General features: G+C 66.8%; 1 protein-coding gene. It reads right to left on the bottom strand.

From position 1 onward, the window contains the following. Window positions 1-483: 483 nt before the first annotated feature. Window positions 484-1,218 (bottom strand): dienelactone hydrolase family protein, encoded by a 735-nt coding sequence (locus tag H8R17_RS45370; protein WP_187828980.1) that lies wholly within the window; start codon window positions 1,216-1,218, stop codon window positions 484-486. Between the last annotated feature and the right edge of the window lie 388 nt (window positions 1,219-1,606).

Genomic DNA, 1,606 nt, shown 5'->3' with positions numbered 1-1,606 from the left:
ACGCCGAGAACCAACGACTACGGACACGCTGCGTCACCACCCGCCGAGCCCGCGGACACCTCCGCACCGCTCAACTTTGAAGACCCGTGAATCGGCTGGTTCGAAGACGCAGCCCGGAACCCCTCGGCGACTGCGCAGGATGCCCAGCCAAGGGCACGCCTGTCAGCAAGATGGTCGCGCTTCGGCGGTGCAGTCGACACTTGCCCAGGCTCACTTGCCGGCTTCTGGCCCGTACCACTGAATTGCCTGGCCGGTGACGGCCGCTGTCCTGTCGGACTGCGGCTGTCAGATGGTGGGCCGTTGACGAGCTGGGATACCAGGTCGTTTGCGACCGCGGAGGCTCGGGGTTCTTCTCAAGCGACCTGGCTTTTGCGGAAGTCTCGTTCGCGATAGAGACGGGCCACGGCCATGGAGACATCGGTGTGGCCCGCCTTGCCGTCTGCTGGTCGCGGCCGTTTCAGGCTTGGTTTCCGGGCTGGAGCCTCAGCTGTTGGCCAGGGTGCGGTCCAGAAGGGGGAGCAGGCGATCCCAGTGGCGCTTCAGCCCAAAGGCGCTAAAAGCGTCGGTGTCGGACATGGTGAAGCCGTGGATGGTGCCGGGGTAGATCTCGGAGGTGTAGCCGACACCTGCCGCATCCAGGGCCTGGTTGAGCTCGCCGAGGGCCTCAGGTGTCATGTCGCCTTCGGCGTGGCCGAGGTGGACCTGGGCGGTGAGGTTGGAGAAGAGGTTGGCCCCATCGACACCCACGGGGCCGTGGAACGCGGCGACGGCCGCCACCTGGTCGGGGTGGGCCGCGGCGGTGCGCATCGCGTAGAGGCCGCCTATGCAGTAGCCGGTCACCGCGACCGGTCCGGCGCCGACCTCGGGCTGGGTGGTGAGGAACCTGAGGTAGGCGTCGGCGTCGCTCAGGACACGTTCGGCGGTGTGCGCCTCGATCAGGGGCATCAGCTGGGCGAAGACCGCGGGCCGGACCTCTTCTCCGATGTACTCGGGAAGCTCGACCAGCGGTGCCGGGCCGTGCCGGTAGAAGGAGTTGGGGACGAGCACGTAGTAGCCGTGCCCGGCCAGTTCGCGGGCCATCTCCCGCAGCACGGGCCGGATGCCGAAGCCGTCCGCGTACATCAGTACCCCTGGGTGCCGCTCGCTGTGGTCGGGGAAGGCGGCGAAGGCGTCGGCCTGGCCGTCCGTGGTGGGAATCCGCAGCGTCTTGGTGGGCATGAATGCTCCTGTCGTGGTTGATGTGCAGAGCCTGTGATCAACACGACGGAGGCGGAGCCCGCGCAGCAGCGCAAGAGCCTCGATCAAACAGCGGGCCCAAACCGGCCCGTACGGCGCTCAGAAGAGCCCCGGGTCACCGATCCGTGTGTGGCGCAAGGCCGTCCCGGTATTCATAGCCGCACAGCGTAGTGCACCGGATATGAGCCGACGCCGGCACTCCAGCCCGAGCGGATGCCTCGATTGAATGAGAACCGACACGCGCCGCATGCGAAACAGTGAGAATCCGACAGCTTCAGTGATACAGGAGTGCGCCACGAAGTACCGCGTAATCGAGTGGAGGTGAAAGGCCGACACCGCCGGGCCGTCGCAGCGGTCTGGTGAAGCTGGG

It is taken from the genome of Streptomyces sp. TRM68367 (genome assembly GCF_014495685.1).
Lineage (GTDB): Bacteria > Actinomycetota > Actinomycetes > Streptomycetales > Streptomycetaceae > Streptomyces.
This window is presented reverse-complemented; position numbering and strand designations above follow the sequence as displayed.

What these genes read in the sequence shown, in the direction of transcription:
- H8R17_RS45370 (WP_187828980.1), bottom strand. Translation starts at nt 1,218, where the DNA reads ATGCCCACCAAGACGCTGCGGATTCCCACCACGGACGGCCAGGCCGAC.